This is a genomic window from Novosphingobium sp. BL-S-33 (assembly GCF_056857025.1).
Map to the genome: position 1 here is coordinate 1,531,403 of NZ_CM166474.1, position 18,341 is coordinate 1,549,743.

Annotated in this window: 13 protein-coding genes and 1 tRNA gene; 7 read left to right on the forward strand and 7 right to left on the reverse strand. The window is 65.1% G+C overall.

Features of this window, described 5'->3' with window-relative positions:
* Positions 1–279: 279 nt before the first annotated feature.
* A complete protein-coding gene (locus tag AC1VVM_RS07290) occupies positions 280–762 on the forward strand; it encodes an RDD family protein (protein WP_132388981.1) in 483 nt (160 codons plus the stop codon).
* Here the strand turns inward: AC1VVM_RS07290 and AC1VVM_RS07295 are convergent.
* Together AC1VVM_RS07295 and AC1VVM_RS07300 are read right to left on the reverse strand one after the other, a co-directional pair.
* Positions 759–3,299, reverse strand: a complete 2,541-nt coding sequence (locus AC1VVM_RS07295; protein WP_482956239.1) for an ABC transporter permease — start codon at positions 3,297–3,299, stop codon at positions 759–761. The two genes, AC1VVM_RS07290 and AC1VVM_RS07295, sit on opposite strands and share 4 nt — an antisense overlap.
* Entirely contained in the window at positions 3,292–4,002 is a 711-nt protein-coding gene (locus tag AC1VVM_RS07300; RefSeq protein ID WP_482905170.1) for an ABC transporter ATP-binding protein, read from the reverse strand. Before AC1VVM_RS07300 ends, AC1VVM_RS07295 begins: the two co-directional genes overlap by 8 nt.
* A 37-nt stretch (positions 4,003–4,039) precedes the next feature.
* On the opposite strand from AC1VVM_RS07300, the gene AC1VVM_RS07305 reads away from it, so the two are divergent.
* The gene (locus AC1VVM_RS07305) at positions 4,040–4,756 is read left to right on the forward strand and encodes an arylesterase (RefSeq protein WP_482903386.1); all 717 of its coding nucleotides are present in this window, start codon (positions 4,040–4,042) and stop codon (positions 4,754–4,756) included.
* Between the two features lie 151 nt (positions 4,757–4,907).
* Here AC1VVM_RS07305 and recF read toward each other — a convergent pair whose 3' ends face one another.
* Both recF and AC1VVM_RS07315 read right to left on the reverse strand, forming a co-directional pair.
* Positions 4,908–6,005, reverse strand: a complete 1,098-nt coding sequence (gene recF, locus AC1VVM_RS07310; RefSeq protein WP_482903387.1) for a DNA replication/repair protein RecF — start codon at positions 6,003–6,005, stop codon at positions 4,908–4,910.
* 54 nt (positions 6,006–6,059) lie between these two features.
* A complete protein-coding gene (locus tag AC1VVM_RS07315; protein WP_207904717.1) occupies positions 6,060–6,878 on the reverse strand; it encodes a queuosine precursor transporter in 819 nt (272 codons plus the stop codon).
* A 102-nt stretch (positions 6,879–6,980) separates the two neighbouring features.
* Here AC1VVM_RS07315 and AC1VVM_RS07320 point away from each other — a divergent pair.
* A tRNA-Arg gene (locus AC1VVM_RS07320) sits at positions 6,981–7,057 on the forward strand.
* Between the two features lie 66 nt (positions 7,058–7,123).
* On the opposite strand, the gene AC1VVM_RS07325 is transcribed toward AC1VVM_RS07320, so the two are convergent.
* Positions 7,124–8,542, reverse strand: a complete 1,419-nt coding sequence (locus AC1VVM_RS07325) for a radical SAM protein (RefSeq protein WP_482956240.1) — start codon at positions 8,540–8,542, stop codon at positions 7,124–7,126.
* Between the two features lie 193 nt (positions 8,543–8,735).
* Between AC1VVM_RS07325 and AC1VVM_RS07330 the strand changes: the two genes are divergently transcribed.
* Positions 8,736–9,782, forward strand: coding sequence for an acyltransferase family protein (locus tag AC1VVM_RS07330; protein WP_132388991.1), 1,047 nt, complete (start codon positions 8,736–8,738; stop codon positions 9,780–9,782).
* A 42-nt stretch (positions 9,783–9,824) separates the two neighbouring features.
* Here AC1VVM_RS07330 and adh read toward each other — a convergent pair whose 3' ends face one another.
* Entirely contained in the window at positions 9,825–11,351 is a 1,527-nt protein-coding gene (gene adh / locus AC1VVM_RS07335) for an aldehyde dehydrogenase (RefSeq protein ID WP_482956241.1), read from the reverse strand.
* 177 nt (positions 11,352–11,528) lie between these two features.
* Entirely contained in the window at positions 11,529–12,497 is a 969-nt protein-coding gene (locus AC1VVM_RS07340) for a GAF domain-containing protein (RefSeq protein ID WP_482956242.1), read from the reverse strand.
* Between the two features lie 878 nt (positions 12,498–13,375).
* On the opposite strand from AC1VVM_RS07340, the gene AC1VVM_RS07345 reads away from it, so the two are divergent.
* The 3 genes from AC1VVM_RS07345 (at position 13,376) to AC1VVM_RS07355 (ending at position 18,128) form a co-directional block, all read left to right on the forward strand.
* Positions 13,376–16,003, forward strand: a complete 2,628-nt coding sequence (locus tag AC1VVM_RS07345; protein WP_482956243.1) for a TonB-dependent receptor plug domain-containing protein — start codon at positions 13,376–13,378, stop codon at positions 16,001–16,003.
* 84 nt (positions 16,004–16,087) lie between these two features.
* Entirely contained in the window at positions 16,088–16,915 is an 828-nt protein-coding gene (locus AC1VVM_RS07350) for a sulfite exporter TauE/SafE family protein (protein WP_132389574.1), read from the forward strand.
* A 28-nt stretch (positions 16,916–16,943) separates the two neighbouring features.
* Positions 16,944–18,128, forward strand: coding sequence for a pyridoxal phosphate-dependent aminotransferase (locus tag AC1VVM_RS07355; protein ID WP_482956244.1), 1,185 nt, complete (start codon positions 16,944–16,946; stop codon positions 18,126–18,128).
* Positions 18,129–18,341 lie beyond the last annotated feature (213 nt).

The window sequence follows — 18,341 nt, forward strand, 5'->3', positions numbered from 1 at the left end:
GAGGAAGACTGGGGTTCCCCGAAACGGGAATTTCTTCAGACTTTGTGGAATCAGGAGGAACCAGCCGCGTTTTCGGACGCGGCGGCGCGTTACCGGCTCAAAGTCGGAGCGTGAAAGCGGTCCCGACGCGGCTGGGAGGAGACGCGAAGGATCGCAGACTGGTAAGGGGCGCGCAGCAATGCGCGCCCCATTTTCCTGTTTTTTTGCGCGTTTTCGCAGAACTTGCGGTCCCCACACCGGGCGCTATTGTGCCCTGACTTTTTCAAGGGGGAATGCAACGTGGTACCGTACGGGGGCTTCTGGTGGCGGGTTCTGGCCTATTTCATTGATGCCGTGATCCTTTACATCGCGATGATGATCGTCGGGATGGTTTTCGGCATCGGCATGATGTCATCGATGGCGAACCTTCAAGCGGATCCGTCCGCGATGATCGGATTGATCATTATCAACTCCATCGTGTCGCTGATCCTGAACTGGCTTTACTTCGCGGTGCTCGAAAGCTCGCCTTTGCAAGGCACTATCGGCAAGCTTGCCATCGGTCTGGTGGTTACCGACCTGAATGGCAACCGGATCAGCTTCCTGCGCGCGACCGGACGCTATTTCGCGAAGATCCTGTCGAGCCTGATCCTGCTTATCGGCTACGCCATGGTCGGGTTTACGGAGCGCAAGCAGGGCCTGCACGATATTATCGCCAGCACGCTCGTCTACAAGACACGCGACCCGCGTGAAGCCCGGCATATCGACGAGGGCGTCTTCGCCTAAAGCTCCCTCAGCGCACGCGCCGGTTTCGCCCGCAGCAGCGGCAGCGAACCGGCCAGCGCGAAGGCGATCACGAGGACGAGGCCGGCGCCCAGCACGGCCAGCACGCGCGGCCAGTCGGGTAGCCAGTCGAATTCGAACAGCTTCACGGTCACGGCCCATGCCATCGTGCTACCGAGCACCAGCGCGACAAGCGCCAGCACCAGCGACAAGACGCCATATTCGACAAGCTGGAGCAGCAGGAGCTGGCCCCGGCTGGCGCCCAGCACGCGCAGAATCACATTGTCATAGGTCCGGCTCGCCCGCGCGGCGGCAATGGCGCCGAGCAGCACGGCAAGCCCCGCCAGCACCGCGACCGAGGCGGCGGCCAGAATCGCCATGCTCATCTGGTCGAGCAGGTCGCGCGCCTGGCCCAGCACGGTGCCGGTCTCGATCACCGAGCTTGACGGGAAAGCGCGGGCAAGGCGCGGCAGCAGCGCGGTCGTCGGCGTGCCCGGGGGCGCTTGAATCGTCGCGGCCAGCTTGTGCGGGGCGTCGGCCAGCGTGTTGGGCGAGAACACCAGCACGAAGTTGAGACCCATCGTATCCCAGTCGATCCGCCGCAGCGCCGCCACCCGTGCGGTGCGCTCGACGCCGAGCAGGCTGACGGTGATATAGTCGCCCACCTTGATGCCCACCGCCTGCGCCAGCTTCTCGTCCAGCGAGACGAGCGGCTCGCCGTGCCAGACGGGCGGCCACCATGCGCCGGAGGTGATCGTGCTGCCCTCGGGTATATTGGCCGAATAAGTCAGGCCGCGCTCGCCTTGCAGCGCCCAGGCATCGTCGGGCAGGTTCTTGAGATCCGCGACGCGGGTCATGCGGTCCTTGGGCCCGAAGGCAAGGATGCGTCCGCGCAAGTTGGGGACGATGTACACGGTGGCGCCGGGGATCTGGCGCGTGACAAGGTCGTTGAAGGACTGGGCGCCGTCCTGCGGGATATCGAGCACGAAATAGTCGGGCGCGCGGTCGGGCACGGTCTTGCGGATATTGGCGTCGAGGCTGGTCTGGACCCCGGCGATCAGCACGAAGGCGGAGAGCCCGAAGCCCAGCGCCGTCACCAGCGCGCCGGTCTGCGCGCCGGGGCGGTGGAGGTTGGCGAGCCCGGCACGCAGCACCGGATCGCGGGGTCGCGGCAGGCGGGCGGCAAGGCGGCGGATGCCGGTGCCGAGCAGTGCCAGCAGGCCCAGCATGACCGCTGCACCGCCCAGGAACCCTGCCGTCACGAGCGGCTGCGCGGCATTGACCATGGCGAGCCCGGCCATGGCGGCAAGGCCGAGGCCGACCGGCAAGGCCCAAGCACGTCGTCGCGCTGCCAGCGGACTCACACGCGCGCGCATCAGCGCCATGGCCGGAAAACCGCGCGCCCGGGCAAGGGGAGGGGCGGCGAAGACGAGCGCGACCAGCAGGCCATAGGCTGCCGCTGTGAAGAGCGCCGCGGGCGAGAGCGTGAACCCGGTCTGGACCGGCAGCAGCGTGCCGAGCGCGCGGGCCAGCAGCGGCGTCACCAAGACGCCCGCGCAGAGCCCGGCAAGGCTCCCCGCCAGCGCCGCCGATCCCACTTGCAACACATAGACCCGGGCGATGTCGCCGCTCGTGGCCCCGAGCACCTTGAGCGTGGCAATGCTGGTCCGCCGTGCCTCTAGGTAGGACGATACGCCGCCGCCGATGCCGATTCCGGCGATCACCAGCGCGGCAAGGCCGACGAGCGAGAGGAACTGGCCCATGCGGCTGACGAAGCGCTGGGTGGAGGGCGAGGCGGCGTTGCGGGTGCGGGTGTCGAAGGCGCTGTCGCCGAATTTCTTCTTGAGCGCGTCGATCACGGCGTCCGGATCGCGCTCGCTTTGCATGAACTTCACGCGCACGGCGCTGCGGAACATGGCGCCGGGTGCGGTCAGCCCCGCGCGTTCGGGCAAGTCGAGCCCTGAGATCGCGGTGTCGCCGAAGGAGAAACCTTCGGACAGCGTTTCGGGATCGGACGCGATGATCCCGCCCACGCGCTGCGGCATGTCGCCCACGGTTACGGTGTCGCCGGTCGTCACGCCCAGCCGCGCGGCAGTGCCTTCGGCCAGCCAGATCGTGCCGGTGGGCGGTGCGCCGACGGTGCGGCCGTCCTTCAGTGCAAGCCTTCCGAAGAGCGGCCAGCGCGCGTCCACGGCCTTGAGCGCCACCGGCGCGGTGAGATCGCCCTTGCGCACGATGGCTTGCAGGCGAAGTCCCTGCGAGACGGTGCCGTAGCTTGCCAGCGCCTTCAGTTCGGCGTCGGCGGGCTTGCGCTGCCACGCCCTCAGTTCGACATCGCCGCCCAGCACTTGCCGTCCGCGCGCGACCAGTTCGTGCTCGATCGACCCGGTCAGGCTGCCGATCGCGGCCAGCGCGCCGACCCCGAGGAACAGGCAGACGAGCAGCAGCCGCAGCCCCCGGAACCGCGCCGAGAGGTCGCGCCGGGCCAGCGTCCAGGCGGTGCGCCAGGCCAAAGTGGGAGGCGGCGCGCGCTCAGCCAAGCGTGTCGCTCGCGATGCGGCCGTCGGCCAGCGAGACCACGCGCTCGCAGTGCGTGGCGAGGCTTTCGTCGTGGGTGATGATGAGCAGCGTCGCGCCCGCTTCCTCGCGGCGGGCGAAGAGCAGGTCGATGATGGTGGCGCCGGTTGCGGCGTCGAGATTGCCGGTTGGCTCGTCGGCGAAGACCAGCGCGGGGCGCGGCGCGAGGGCGCGGGCAATCGCCACGCGCTGTTGTTCGCCGCCCGAAAGCTGCGCCGGATAGTGGGAAAGGCGGTGGCCGAGCCCGACCGCGACCAGTTCCGCCTCAGCCCGTTCGCGCGCGCCGCCGATCCCGGCGAGTTCGAGCGGCGTCATCACGTTTTCCAGCGCCGTCATCGTCGGCAGCAGGTGGAAAGCCTGAAGCACAACGCCGATCCGGCCGCGCCGCGCGCGGGCCAGCGCGTCCTCGTCCATTGCCGAAAAGTCCTGCCCGGCCACGTGCAGCGCGCCCGATGACGCGCGTTCCAGCCCCGAGAGCACGGCCATCAGCGAACTCTTGCCCGAGCCCGAGGGGCCGAGCAGGGCCAGCGTCTGGCCCTGCGGCACTGCAAGGTCGACGCCTTTCAGGATCTCAACCGCGCTTTCGCCGCTGCCGAGAGTGAGGCGCAGGTCCTGCGCATGAATCGAAAGGGCGGGGGGCTGGGAAGGATCGCTCACGTGCCCCATATGGGTGCGCAACCCGTCGTTTCACAAGGACAAAGCCTTGCGCGCCAAAGCGATTGCCGTTCTCGCCCCCGTGCTGTTCATTCCGCTGGTGCTTGCGGGGTGCCAGAAAGGCGCGCCGCCCGCGCCCGAGCAGAGCACCGGCGCGCTCGATGCGCCGCCGGCGATCCCGGTCATGGGCCCCGAGCGGCGGATCCTGGCCTTCGGCGATTCGCTGCTGGCGGGCTATGGTCTTGAAGACGGCGAGAGCTATCCGGCGCGGCTGCAGAATGCCTTGCGTGCACGCGGGATCAATGCGCGGATCACTAATGCCGGGGTTTCGGGGGACACCACGGCGGCGGGGCTCGAACGGCTGGATTTCACGCTCAAGAGCCAGAGCGAAAAGCCCGAACTCGTTATTATCAGCCTGGGCGGCAATGACATGCTGCGCAGCCTCCCGCCCGAGCAGACGCGCCAGAACCTTGAGGCGATCCTGAAGCGGTTCAAGCAGGATAATATCCGCGTCGTCCTGCTCGGGATGATGGCGGCGCCCAATCTCGGCAAGGATTTTGCCGCTCAGTTCAACCCGATCTATCCGCAGCTTGCGCAGGAATATGGCGCGGTGCTGGTCCCGTTCTTCCTTCAGCCGGTGATCGACAAGCCAGACCTGCTTCAACCGGATCATGTCCATCCGACGGCCATTGGCGTCGAGGAAATCGTTACCGCGACGGTTGACGATGTGGCCGATGCACTGCCGAAAGTGCCGGGCTCTCATTGAAACTGACCCTCGTCGTCCCCGCGAAGGCGGGGACCCTGCTTGTTCTTGGCGAGCAGGAAGAAAAGGAAGCGGGTCCCCCGCCTTCGCGGGGGCGACGGGGTGTTTTGGTGATGGTGCGATTTGAAGAATTTGGCGGAGGTTTGCGGCGCGCTTAATGCTGCCCCAGTCGCCGCACGGAGCCCGCAGTGACTTCCCAGACCGCCGCTTCTCCGACAATCGCTTCGAACGGAGCCAGTTCGGTGCCGGTCAGCCAGACTTGCGCGGAACCGGCGCGCAGGCGGTCGAACAGGGCTTCGCGGCGCACGGGATCGAGATGCGCGGCCACTTCATCGAGCAGCAGCAGGCGCGGGCGCTGTTCGGTGCCCTGTTCAAGCAGTTGCGAGTGGGCGAGCGTGATCGCGATCAGCATGGCCTTCTGCTCGCCGGTCGAGCAATCGGCGGCGGGCTGGCCCTTGCCCGCCATGGTGACGAGAAGCTCGTCGCGGTGCGGCCCGGTGAGCGTGCGCTGCGCCGCGCGCTCGCGGGCACGGCCGTCGCGCAAGGCGCGGGCGAGCGCCTCGGCAGCGATCGGTCCGCCCGGCTGATAGGCGAGCGAAGGACGCGCGAACGGCGACTCCGGCAGTCTGGCCAGCGTCCGTTCCAGCCGCTCGACCAGTTCGGCGCGCGCACTGGCAACCATCGCGCCGGCCTCGGCCAATTGCGTCTCGATAGCGTCGAGCCAGCGCGGATCGGGCGTCCGCTCGTCCGAAAGCAGACGGTTGCGTTCGCGCAGGGCATTTTCCAGGCGCGTGGCGTGGCTGGCATGGTCCGGGCGAACGGCGAGCACCAGCCGGTCGAGAAAACGCCGCCGCGCCCCTGCGCCTTCCACGAAAAGGCGGTCCATCGCCGGGGTCAGCCAACCGATCGAGAGCCATTCGGCAAGGCGCACCGCAGGCGCTTCTGCTCCGTTGACCTGCACCAGCCGCCGTCCCGGCCGCTCTGCCGTGACGCCGGTGCCAAGGCGGACGGGTTCGGCGCCCGGCACCATGAGCGCGGCGCTAACCGCGAAGCCGCCGTCGAATTCCTGCCCCGGCATGTCGGCAAGGCTCGCGCGCCTCAGGCCTCGCCCCGGCGAGAGCAGCGAGATCGCCTCCAGCACATTGGTCTTGCCCGCGCCGTTTTCCCCGACGAGCAGGTTGAACTGCGCCGTGCCTTCCACCGCGGTCTCACGGTGGTTGCGGAAACGGGACAGGAGGATGCGGTCGAGCATGATCGCTGGCGGACCTACCGGGGTGGGCGGGTCATGCCAAGCTTCGGGCGCAGGTTAATCGGGGAGGGCTGCCGCTTTGCGGGCCTTGGCGAAGGGCGAGAAGTTCACGTTGTTGTCGAACACGTCCACGCCCTCGCGGCGCTTGAGCCAGCCGACGACGACATAAGTCACGGGGGTAAGCAGCACTTCCCAGCCGGTCTTGATCACCCACTGGGTCAGCGCCAGCAGCGCGATCGAGTGCGGCGTGAAGCCGGCCACGCCCAGGAAGGCGAGGGGATAGAACAGCGCGCTGTCTACGCCTTCGCCGAAGATCGTCGATCCGATAGTGCGGGTCCACAAGTGCTTGCCCTGCGTCATCACCTTCATCCGCGCGAGCACGAAGGAATTGACGAACTCGCCCGCCCAGAACGCGCAGACCGAAGCAAAGACGATGCGCGGCGTCTGTCCGAAGATCGAATAATAGGCGGCCTGATTCGGTGCAGTCACCTGCTTGCCGTCGATCACATATGTTGCCGAGGCGAGCGCCCATTCGGGGTTGGCGGGGATTTCGACGACCACCACGCTCATCAGCACCATGAACAGCAGCGCGAAGAAGCCCGCCCAGATGCAGCGGCGCGCGTTGGCATAGCCGTAGACCTCGGTCAGCACGTCGCCGATGATGTAGGACACCGGGAAGAACAGCACGCCCGCGCCGAACGTGACCGAGCCGACCAGCGGAAAATCGACTTGCGCCTGCTTGGCCGCGCCGATCAGGTTGGAGAGCAACAGTATCACCACGAAGGCGACCATCACGAAATCGAAATAGCGGAAATGGCGCCGGGCGCCGGTCATGCCGTCGATACGGGAAAGGGGTGCGTTGCTCATCGGCTGCATGCGTAACCTGCCGGGATCGTTCGGCAAAGCACAAGTTGTGTGGAGTTCGATCCGATGTGCAGTTTGCGTGCGCGACGAACCACGCTATGGGGAGCGCGGCGCGCGCCCGTAGCTCAGCTGGATAGAGCACGAGCCTTCTAAGCTTGGGGTCGCAGGTTCGAACCCTGCCGGGCGCGCCACTTTTGCCTTTGGCCGCAGAGTCCGTTGGGCGCCGGCGGGGACATCTGCCGGCTTGGCCACCTTCATCAATCCCGACGGATGAACTCGTCAAGGTCGCTGGCCTGCACGACCGGATCGCGCAGGCGCGGATCGCGGCATACGGCAAGGAAGTCCTCATGCTCGGGGTGCCCCGGTACGAAGACCGCCTTACGCGCGTATTCTTCGGCGCTGAACGTTCCCCAGTTCGTCATGCGCGAGAAGGATATGTGATTCGCACCGACGCGATACGCGAGGTCGACCACATCCCCCATTTCCCGGAAATTCTCGGTCTGAACGGTAAAGGGCAGGGTGAAATCGTCGATCAGGCCGGCCGCCAGCAATTCGCCTGCGAACTTCAGGTTCTCTTCCATCACCGACCAGCGCGCGCCGCGGCGCAGCAGTTCGTGCGTGGGGCCGGTCGCTGCATCGAGGCTGATGCGCAGAGACTTCACGCGGCGGTGCAGACTGGGGAAAGCCTCCCACTGCCGCGGCGTGAACAGCATGCCGTTGGTCATCAGCATGAACTTCAGGTCGGGATAGTCCTCGGCATTTAGCTGTTCGATCAGCCGGCGGAAGTTCTTGCTGGCGAAAGGATCGCCCGAGCTCGTCACGAAAACTGTCGTGGCGTTCTTGAGCAGGGGCAGGATTTCACGGTCCTGCATCGTTTCGTACCGTGCGCGGGCGGCATCATCGGCCGCATAGCGGCTCGTCCGGCAACTCGGACAGGAAAGGTTGCAGGTACGGTCGTAGGAGAGGTTCACCTTCTCCGGCCCGCGCGGCATTGCCGTGCTGCGGGCGGTCACGATGTCACCCCACCGGGGATTTTCCTCTAGGTCCGCAATCTTGTGCAGGTGATTGCTCTGGATTGCCGGGCAGGTGCGCTTGTTGCAGTGGCGGAACGACCCGTCGAACATGCTTTCGCGGATCGACTGCGCGGCGCGGCCGTTCCAGACCTGCTGCCATGGCGTGAACGCCAGGTTGCCCGCTGAAGTGGGCAGCCAGCTCGCGCAGCACTGGTGGGTAGAGTATTCCAGCACATCGAGCTGGAGGAAGGGCGAGAGACAGATCTTGCCGGCAAGGTTGTACTTCGGGTTCTCGGGGTCGATCAGGCCTTCGACATGGAAGAGGGCGCCCTGGACCTGCACGTTCTGGCTGTGGTCGACACTCAGTGGCGTGAGCATGTTGAGCGCTTTTTCAGGAGCGCCGGCTCCAGCAATGCATATACCGATCAGAAGCTGGAGGCGGATGCGGATCAGCGGATCGGGTTCGTTGGCGGCGCGGTGCTGTAGTGTACTCGGCACCAGCGGGTTTTCAGCGATCAGCGACGGCACGAGCGCCCACAGCTCGGGATGATCGAGACGGTCGCCCAGCACACCGAGCATGATGTCGCAGGCTTGCGATGCGGCGGTTTCGCCGTCGACCAGGATCGGTTCGGCTGCTTCGATCGCGTCATCCTGAAAGGTCAAGAGTAATCCCCATGCGTGTGCGTCCAACGGATGCCTTCATTGTAGCCGATCGATCGTTGGAACGGCTGAAAAGGGCCGCGAAAAACCTGCTGGCGGGGAGGTATTGGGAGGCATGCTTATTTTTTAGGTCCGCGATCCCTGTTCACGGTCCGGTAAATTGAACACCCCACCGGCACACTGTCATGATGACCGGATGGCGACAAAGCGGGTTAACTACACCATCGTTCAGGGACTGCGGGGATTTGCCTCGATTGCAGTGCTCTTGTTCCACGCCATTCAGGGCGGGCATGTGCCAAGCATATTGGCCGCATTACCGTTTTCGCTGATCAACGATTTCTTCGCCGTCTCCGTGTTCTTCACGTTGAGCGGCTTCGTTACCGCGCATGGCCTTGCCGGTGTGAACATGACGCCGGCCATGGTCGGCAGGTTCATGCTGGGCCGGTCCATTCGTCTGGACCCCGCCTATTGGGCCTCGATGCTGGTGGCCATCGCCTTCGTCTTGCTGGCGGCAATCGTTCACGGCCGGATTTTCCATCTGCCGACGATCGGCGAACTGCTCGCCCACGTATTCTACCTGCAAGAGATGCTCGGCATTCCGGAGATCAACATCGTCTACTGGACGCTGACGTACGAGTTCCAGTTCTATCTGATCTTCGCGCTCTCGCTGACGATCCGGTCCAGGTGGATGGAGGGCGGGACATGGGCGCTGGCGATGCTTTCGGCGCTCGGTCTGGTCGGCACGCATTGGCACGGCTTCTTCGTCGAGCACTGGGCGGTGTTCTATGTGGGCGTCATTGCCCGGCGCGCGCTGGATTCGCAGATTGCGCGGGTGGGCCTTGCGCTGCTGGTCGTGGCGCTGCTGTGCGGTTCCGGGTTCGAGCGCATGCCGGCGCTGGTTGCTTTGCTGCTGTTCGTCTCGGCGTGGACGGGTTGGGCCGAGACCGGCCTCAACTGGCGCTGGCTGCAGTTTCTGGGCGCGATTTCCTACAGCCTCTATCTCGTTCACGTGCCGCTGATGCAGGCGGTGGATTCGATAGTGCACCGGCTGTTCGGGCACGGGATGGCGGCCGATCTTATCTGCCTCGTGCTCATTCTGGCCGCGAGCATCACCGCCGCCGTGCTGCTCTATCACGCGATCGAGCGTCCCTCGCACCGTCTGGCGCGCGCCATTCGGTCGCGGCCCGCTCCGGAGCCGCTGATCCTGCCGACAAGACCGCTGCCCGACGCGCCCCCGGCCTGAGCTGCCCGGCGCGGAGCATGGCCGCACCGGGCAACTGGTCCTTCAGAAGAAGCCGAGCTTCTTGGGGCTGTAGCTGACCAGCAGGTTCTTGGTTTGCTGGTAGTGCTCCAGCATCATCTTGTGATTTTCACGCCCGATGCCGGACTGCTTGTAGCCGCCGAACGCCGCGTGGGCAGGATAGGCGTGATAGCAGTTGGTCCAGACGCGCCCGGCCTGAATGGCGCGGCCGAAGCGGTAACAGGTGTTGATGTCGCGGCTCCACACGCCCGCGCCAAGGCCGAACATCGTGTCATTGGCGATCTCCAGCGCCTCCTCGGCATCGCGGAACGTGGTGGTGGAAACCACCGGGCCGAAGATCTCCTCCTGAAAGATCCGCATCTTGTTGTGGCCCTTGAACACGGTCGGCTGGATATAGAAGCCGCCGGACAGGTCCCCGCCCAGATGGGCCGCATCGCCGCCGATCAGCACCGTCGCGCCTTCCTCGCGGCCGATGTCGAGGTAGCGCAGGATCTTCTCCTGCTGCTCCTGCGAGGCCTGCGCGCCGATCATCGTTTCCATCTCCAGCGGGCTGCCCTGCCGGATCGCGGCGACGCGCTTCAGCGCCTTTTCCATGAACTTGTCGTAGATCGATTCCTGGATCAGCGCGCGGCTGGGGCACGTGCAGACCTCGCCCTGATTGAGCGCGAACATCACGAAGCCCTCGATCGCCTTGTCGAGGAAGTCGTCATCCTCGGCGCAGACATCGGCGAAGAAGATGTTGGGGCTCTTGCCGCCCAGTTCCAGCGAGACGGGGATCAGGTTCGCGCTGGCGTACTGCATGATGAGGCGCCCGGTGGAGGTTTCGCCGGTGAAGGCGATCTTGGCGATGCGCGTGGAACTGGCGAGCGGCTTGCCCGCCTCGATCCCGAAGCCGTTGACGATGTTGAGCACGCCCGGCGGCAGCAGATCGGCGATCAGTTCGGCCAGTACGAGGATCGAGGCCGGGGTCTGCTCGGCAGGCTTGAGGACCACGCAATTGCCCGCCGCCAAAGCGGGGGCCAGCTTCCACGCCGCCATCAGGATCGGGAAGTTCCACGGGATGATCTGGCCGACCACGCCCAGCGGCTCGTGGAAGTGATAGGCCATGGTGTCGTCGTCGATCTCGCCGATGGAGCCTTCCTGTGCGCGGATGCAGCCCGCGAAATAGCGGAAGTGATCGATGGCGAGCGGAATGTCGGCGGCAGTGGTCTCGCGGATCGGCTTGCCGTTGTCCCATGTCTCGGCAGTGGCCAGCCTGGCGAGGTTCTGTTCCATGCGGTCGGCAATGCGCAACAGGATCAGCGAGCGTTCGGCAGGCGGCGTGCGGCCCCAGCCGTCCTTGGCGGCATGGGCGGCGTCGAGCGCCAGCTCGATATCGTCGCTGTCCGAGCGGGCGACGCGGCAGACCGGCTTGCCGGTGATCGGGCTGACATTGTCGAAATAGCGGCCGGCCACGGGCGGTACCCATGCGCCGCCGATGAAGTTGTCGTAGCTCGCCGCGAAGGGCGCGGCGAATACCGGGGGCCTCTCGGTAACCTGAATATCTGCCATGACTGGATCCTCTCGTTACGGGTCGGCGCGGGTGTCCGGCCTTGGGTATTAACCTGCCGCTGGTCGTACCGGTGCGACAGGGGGAGGGCGAAAGCCGTGCCTCCCGGTGTATCGCCGGTGAGACACGGAGATCCGTCCGCTTTTGCCCCCGTTACTGATCCCCGTTATTGGCCCCGCTTATTGATTGGGCGAGACCCCCACCCGCTCCATCCGCCGGTACATCGTGGCGCGGCCGATCCGCAGTTCGCGGGCGGCGCGGGTGACATTGCCGCCCGACCGCGCGAGGGCCTGACGCAGCACCGCGCGCTCGCTGTCGTCGAAGCCGCTCGATACATCGCCCATGACATCGGCCAGCGGCCTCGGCCGCTCGAAAGGCCGGTTGCCAAGGTCGAGAGTCAGGCGCGCGGCGCGCGTGGCGCCGATGACGAGATCGTCACGGTCGACCGCCAGCAGTGCCAGACCGCGCCCACCATTACCGTTCCTATCCGGGCTGTAGACGATCCGCGCCCCGGCATAGCGCATGCAGAAGAAGTCCCGCTCGATCTGGCGTGCGGCATCCTGCACCAGCGCGGCGACGAGTGCCGCTGTCGCCTCGCCATGTTCGGCGCGGGCGCTCGATACGTCGAGCGCGGCGACAAGATGGCCCTCGGGATCGAAGACAGGGGCGTCCATGCAGCTTACGCCGATGTTGCGGCTCGCGAAGTGCTCGTGCCGCAGGATCGTCACCGGGCGCTGCTCGACCAGACAGGTGCCGATCCCGTTGGTGCCTTCGGCCGCTTCGCCCCAGAGCCCGCCGGGGACGAGGCCGATGGCGTCGAACAGCGAGGAATCGCCCGCGCCCGTGCGCGCTTCGAGCACCACGCCGTCGATATCGGACAGCACCACGCAGCAGCCGGTCCGCCCCACGTTGCCGAACAGCTGGTCCAGCACCGGCGTTGCGGCGGCGAGCAGTTCTCCATTGCTGTCGCGCAGGCCCGCCAGCATGTTGCCGCCGATCCGCTCACGCGTGCGCGAAGCGGCGGGGTCAAGCCCATGGTGCAGGGCGGACCGGCACCACGACGCGGCCAGCGACGATGTCGCCGCGGCATTGCCCCGCTTCACGGTATCCATGACCCGGTCGCTGTGATTGAGCCTGTCGCTGGCCATTGTTTTCGTCCTCTCCGCCGGCCTTTTGACCGGAACGAATCCGGCTGCATTGCTCTGCCGCCCGGTTCATCTCGATAGCTGAACCTGAGGTCGGCACGGGCGCTATGCAATTGTGCGCGAGTCCGGCAGCGGCTCCGAATGTTTCATTCATGGGACGATCTTGCCAGCTTAAAACGCAGTTTTGGCGGATTTGCGTCACCTCTGTCGGAACTGTGCGCGAGAGGCAAAATTGACGCCTCGCGCACATAATCTTGAGGGCGCGAGATGCCGTTGACATGCAGCCAATTTCACATACGGTCGTGAAACAGAAATGAAATAAAATTTCTCGGGGTCGATGTCAGATAGGAACGCGCTGGACCAACTTATGAGGGGGCTGGTCAATGTTCGTCATGAATTCGCGTACCTGTGCTGATTTTAAGAACGAATAGCAGAAATCGTTTCTTGGGGCTTTCTGATTATCCGAATTTAATTCTGGGAACGTGGTCACGCTAAGCGTGTCCGTGGGGCGGGGCGCGTTTGCCCGGCCGCAGCGATTGTCGGCGTCAGCCGAGATCGGGACTCATGCCATGACGTGATCGCCGTATCGCCGCCCACTCGAACTGCTTCGAGGGGCCGCCATCGGGTCGCACCGTTTCCAAAAACGCGCTGAACTCGCGGCACGTTTGCCCGGGCACAGTCAGTTCCGGTCCCCGGGGGGTGGGCCGGGGGCATTCGCGCGCACGTCATTTCCGGACGGCTTCAGGCCGTTGACCGGCCTCTGGCCCATTCGTCGGGCCCGAGGGGGAAGGCGTGCGTCTGGCAGGTGCAGGGGCGGCGATGACCGCGGGAAAACAGGGAGAGGCCGCAACCGTGGAGCAAAACCAGGCAAGGGGGCCTAGATGACAGACAGGGTATCCGTATCGGCAACGGCGCTGGCGGCAGCGCTTCTATTCGGGGCAACACCGGCCTTGGCCGAAGAACCGGCCGAGCCCGCACCGGAGGCTTCCACTGCGGACGCTTCGGGCGGCGCGATCATCGTCACCGGCACGCGCACCATCGGCATGAAGGCGACCGAGAGCCCGGCGCCGATCCAGATCATGACCAGCGAAGCGCTCGCCCGCACCGGCCAGCCGGACCTGATCCAGAGCCTTTCGCAGAACCTGCCATCGATCCAGGCGCAAGCCTTCGGCAGCGATCTTCAGGCGCACAACCTGCAAATGAAGCTGCGCGGGCTGAGCCCCAACCACACGCTGATCCTCATCAACGGCAAGCGTCGCCACGGCACCGCCAACGTCTCGGTCGCGGGAGGCCCCTTCGGCGGCAGCGCCGCGCCAGACATGAGCTTCATTCCGAACGATGCCATCGCTCATATCGAGGTGCTTCAGGACGGCGCGGCCGCGCAGTACGGCACCGATGCCATCGCCGGCGTCATCAACATCATCCTCAAGGACAACGACCACGGCGGCGTGCTGAACGGCACTCTTGGCCAATACATGGACCAGGGCGGCGATACCTACAGCGTTTCGGGTAACGTCGGTTTCGCACCGATCGAGAATTCCTACGTCAGCCTGACCGTCCAGAAAAAGAAGAAAGGCTTCAGCTTCCGGGGCGACATCGACCCGCGCGTCTACGGCGACAACGCGGTGGCGCAGGGCAACCTGACCAAGTTCCCCGATCTGGTGGACCAGAAGTACTACCCTTACGTCAATCGCATCGCCGGCGATCCGCAGATCGAACAGACCACGGCGATGTACAACGCCGGCTGGACCTCGGGCGATTTCGAACTCTACAGCTTCGGCAGCTACGGCCACAAATATGCCCGCGCCTATGAGAACTATCGCACGCCGGGCATCGTCGTATCGGCGGCCGGGGTTCCGCTGTTCCCGACCGGCTTCGCTCCGTTCGAGGCCATTCGCGAGACCGATTACTCGGTGGCAGGGGGCCTCAAGGGCAAGTTCGGCGATCTCGATTTCGATCTCTCCTCCACGTACGGCGACGATTTCGTGGGCGTCTATGTCGAGAATTCGGCCAACGCCTCGCTCTACAAGAATACCGGCTTCACGCCGACCGAGTTCCACAACGGCGATTTCAAGGCATCGCAGTGGAGCAACACGCTTGACCTGACCTACCCGCTCGACATCGGCCTGTCTGAACCGATGAACATTGCCGGCGGCCTTGAGTGGCGGCGCGAGACGTACGGCATCGTCGCGGGCGATCCGGCGTCCTATTACGGCAGCGGCGCCCAGTCGTTCTTCGGCTACAGCCCGAACGACGCGGGCAATTACAACCGCACCAACTTCTCGCAATACCTCGATATTTCGCTCAAACCGGTGCCGGGGTGGCTGGTCGACGGCGCGGTCCGCCACGAGCACTACAGCGACTTCGGCTCGACCACCGTGTTCAAGCTGACCTCGCGCTACGACATCTCCGACGCCTTCGCAGTGCGCGGCACCGTATCGACCGGCTTCCGCGCGCCGACTTTGGCGGAAGGCTTTTATTCGGGCATCAACGTCGGCCCAAGCTCGGTTTCGGGCGTGTTGCCTGCCAACTCTGCCGCAGCAGCCTCGCTCGGGTTCGGCGGCCTCAAGCCTGAGAAATCGACCAACTTCAGTGCCGGTGTGGTCTTCACCCCGGACTCGCGGGTCAGCATCACGCTCGATGCCTACTGGATCGAGATCCGCGACCGCATCATGATCTCCAGCTCGTTCTACGGCTTCAACGGCCAGTACTGCCCGGCGGGCTATGCCGGTTCCAATGCCGCCAGTTGCGTGCCCTACACCACCGACAACTACAATCTCTACAACCAGCAGGCGGTGTTCGACGCGGTGGCTTCGGCGCTGGGCGGCGAAATCCCCAGCTACGTGCTGACCGACGTCAACGGCTATCGCAACACCAGCGGCACGGTTTCGGTCCAGTCCTTCGTCAACGGCGCGGACATGCGCACGCGCGGCGTGGACTTCATGGCCAGCTACGACATGCCGACCGGCATCGGCGAGATCAACTGGACCTTCTCCGCCAATTACAATGACAACAAGGTCAAGAAGATCGCGGACCTGCCCGACGCGCTTTACACCAGCACGGTCGATCCCTCGAAATCGGCGCTCATCAGCAAGTATAACGTCGTCACGCTGGAGCACAGCACGCCCAAGGTCCGCGCCACGCTGGGGGCATTCTGGGAATCGAGCCGGTTCTCGGTGAACTTGCGCGAAAGCTACTATTCGAAGGTCTTCGCCCTCGAAACCGCGCCGGGCGGCAGCCCGATCGCCGGGCAGGACCTTGAGGTTCCGGTCAAGTCCGCCTTCATCACCGATCTCGAACTGGGCTTCAAGGCGACCGAGAACATCAAGCTTTCGATCGGCGCAAACAACCTGTTCAACAAGTATCCGACCAAGCGTTCCTACGAAAATATTCGTGCCGCACAGTTGGCGTCGGGTTCAAGCACGTACGCGTCAAATATCTACCCCACCATTTCACCTTACGGAATCAATGGCGGTTATTACTACGGCCGGGTTTTGGTGAAGTTCTGATGAATAGTGTTTGCATAGGCACTGCTCCCGGTTCGTCCGGAGGCAGAGTCCACAACCAGGATCATTCAGGGAGTTGCGATAGTGATGGTATCTGACTTGAGTTGGCTGGTCCCGGCGCTCGGTCTGCTGGCAGCCGGTCTCGTCGCCGGCTTCGCAGGGGGCGTCTTCGGGATCGGCGGCGGCTTCATCGTCGTCCCCGCGCTTCTGCTGATGCTGCCGCTGCTGGGCGGCGATCACGCACAGTACGCACACGTTGCCATCGGCACGTCGGCAGCGACGATCATCGTTACCTCGATCCGCTCGGTCATGAGCCATTCCAAGCGCGGGTCGGTCGATTTCGAGATCCTCAAGTCATGGGCGCCCTGGGTGGTGCTGGGGGACGGCGTGGGCGTGGTGCTGGCGAGCCATGTGGACGGCAAAGTGCTGACCATGGTCTTCGCCTCGGGCGTGCTGCTCATGAGCCTGAACTTCCTGGTCCCGCGCGTGGGTGACAAGGTCATCACCGACCAGATGCCTTCGGGCATCCTGCGCGTCGGCATCGCGGGCGGGCTGGGTACCTTTTCCTCGCTGCTGGGCATCGGCGGCGGCACCATCGCGATCATGGTGATGACGCTCTGCGGCCGCTCGATCCACCGCGCGGTCGGCACGGCATCGGGGGTGGGCACGCTGATCGCCATTCCCAGCGCCATCGGCTTCGCCATCATCGGCATGCACGAGAAGGGGCTGCCATGGGGCTCGCTCGGCTTCGTCAACATGCCCGCGACGCTGGCCATCGCCTCGATGTCGCTCCTGACAGCGCCGCTGGGCGTGGCGGCCGCCCATTGGCTGGAGCCGCGCATGCTGAAGCGCGTGTTTGGCATCTACCTGATCGTGATCTCCATGGTCATGTTCCACAACGCACTGAAAATCTGACGTAAATTGGCTGGAAGGAGTTCGATGGATGCAGCTTGAGAAAGACATGCTGGCCGAACGGATCGGCGGCGAAGAGGTCACGCAGGACCTTTTGGAGCGCGGCTATTCGCGCCGCAACATAGGCAAGATCGCGGCGCTGCTGGGCGGCGGCCTGGCCGTGGCGCAGGCCATGCCCGCCTCCGCGCAGCAGGCCGCCAAGGCCGTGGCCGGCGCGGTGCGGATCGGCGCCAACGAGTGCTGGACCGGCCCGCTGCCCGCCGGCGCGCAGGCGGCCATGGCCATCGTCATGCAGGGCAACCGCTACGAACCCAATGACGAGCACGCCAAGCTCTTCGCCACTGTCGCGCAAGTGGAGGGCATCCCGCAGGACCATGTGGTCGCCTGGCCGGGATCGAGCGACCCGCTCAGCCGCACCGCGATCACGTTCGCCTCGCCCTCACGCGGGATCGTCACGGCGGACCCGACCTACGAAGCGATCTGGCGCACCGGCGCATGGATCGGCGCCAAGGTGACCAAAGTGCCGCTCACCTCGGACTATCGCCATGACGTGAAAGCCATGCTGGCCGCCGATCCCAACGCCGGGCTCTACTACATCTGCTCGCCCAACAACCCGACCGGCACGCTGACGCCCATCGCCGACATCACCTGGCTGGCCGAGAACAAGCCCAAGGACGCGATCCTGCTGGTGGACGAGGCCTATATCCACTTCGCAGGGACCGAAAACGCCGCCAAACTCGCCGCCTCGCGCGACGATGTGCTGGTGATGCGCACGTTCTCCAAGCTGTTCGGCATGGCGGGCATGCGCCTTGGCCTGACGCTCGGCGCGAAGTCCCTGCACGAGAAGATGATGCGTTACGATGGCGGTCAGGTCACGTCGATGCTGCCGATGACGGCGGTCGCCTGCGGAACCGCCTCGCTGCCGCTGGCCGACCAGATCAAGGCCCGCCGCGACCAGATGATCGCCGCGCGCGAGGAGACCATCGCCCATATCGAGCGACGCGGCCTCAAGGTTCTGCCCGGCAGCCACGCGAACATGTTCATGGTCGACTGGAACGGGAAGACGCCCAAGGACATGATGGCCGCCTTCCTTGCGCAAGGCGTGCAGATCGGGCGTGGCTGGAGCGCTTACCCCAGCATGTCGCGCGTCACCGTGGGTTCGGCAGAGGACATGCAGAAGTTCCGCCTCGCGCTCGACAAGATCCTGATGGCCTGATCGCGGATACCGCCTGCCGTGCCGGCCCGTGGGGGCTCGGGCCAGCACGGCAGTAATGTCCCGACAGGAGAGGGCCCGGCGCGAACCGTCTCGCGCCGGGCCTTCGGTATTCCGGCGTTCAAATGGCTGCCGCATCAAATACTTGTGGCGACGCAAAAGATCCGATTTCCTTGGCGCATCCAAGGGTGTTTCCGCTTGCCCATCCCCGGTCTT

Coding starts and splice junctions, on each gene's coding strand:
- AC1VVM_RS07300 (WP_482905170.1), bottom strand. CDS start 4,002: ATGGGGCACGTGAGCGATCCTTCCCAGCCCCCCGCCCTTTCGATTCAT.
- recF (WP_482903387.1), bottom strand. CDS start 6,005: ATGCTCGACCGCATCCTCCTGTCCCGTTTCCGCAACCACCGTGAGACC.
- AC1VVM_RS07340 (WP_482956242.1), bottom strand. CDS start 12,497: ATGGCCAGCGACAGGCTCAATCACAGCGACCGGGTCATGGATACCGTG.
- AC1VVM_RS07315 (WP_207904717.1), bottom strand. CDS start 6,878: ATGCAGCCGATGAGCAACGCACCCCTTTCCCGTATCGACGGCATGACC.
- AC1VVM_RS07355 (WP_482956244.1), top strand. CDS start 16,944: ATGCAGCTTGAGAAAGACATGCTGGCCGAACGGATCGGCGGCGAAGAG.
- adh (WP_482956241.1), bottom strand. CDS start 11,351: ATGGCAGATATTCAGGTTACCGAGAGGCCCCCGGTATTCGCCGCGCCC.
- AC1VVM_RS07350 (WP_132389574.1), top strand. CDS start 16,088: ATGGTATCTGACTTGAGTTGGCTGGTCCCGGCGCTCGGTCTGCTGGCA.
- AC1VVM_RS07330 (WP_132388991.1), top strand. CDS start 8,736: ATGGCGACAAAGCGGGTTAACTACACCATCGTTCAGGGACTGCGGGGA.
- AC1VVM_RS07345 (WP_482956243.1), top strand. CDS start 13,376: ATGACAGACAGGGTATCCGTATCGGCAACGGCGCTGGCGGCAGCGCTT.